The following is a 367-nucleotide window of genomic DNA, read 5'->3' as shown; positions in this document are numbered from 1 at the left end:
TGATGGGCGAAGACATGTTCGACATGGGCCCGGATCGAGGATTTGACAACGTTGGCCCGCGCGGCCGCCTTCGCTATGGGCTTGCCCTTGGGTTTGCGCCTGTGGATGCAGGATGTGAGCATCCGATCCGATAGCCACTTCTCGTTGCGCTTGGAGCGATAGGCGCTATCTGCCCAGACCTCGGAACCGGTGTTGTCCGTGCTGACTACCTGCCGAAGCAGACGCCCGTCCGCTGCCGATGCAGAAGTCACCGCCATCTCCCGGATAAAGCCGAAGCGCCGGTCGATGCTGATGTGGGATTTGTAGCCGAACACCGGCAGGGCAATCATGGGCAGCGGCGTTCCATCCTCGCGATACCGGACTTTTC

The 367-nt window shown here is 61.0% G+C and carries 1 protein-coding gene; it reads right to left on the bottom strand.

Translation table 11 applies throughout. The features are described from left to right. A partial coding sequence (locus MTR66_RS21120; protein WP_243924704.1) for a transposase occupies positions 1-329 on the bottom strand: 329 nt, incomplete at its 3' end. Positions 330-367 lie beyond the last annotated feature (38 nt).

This window comes from Novosphingobium beihaiense (assembly GCF_022832375.1).
GTDB lineage: Bacteria > Pseudomonadota > Alphaproteobacteria > Sphingomonadales > Sphingomonadaceae > Novosphingobium > Novosphingobium beihaiensis.
The sequence above is the reverse complement of the archived record's forward strand: the minus strand, read 5'-3'. Positions and strand labels throughout refer to the sequence as shown.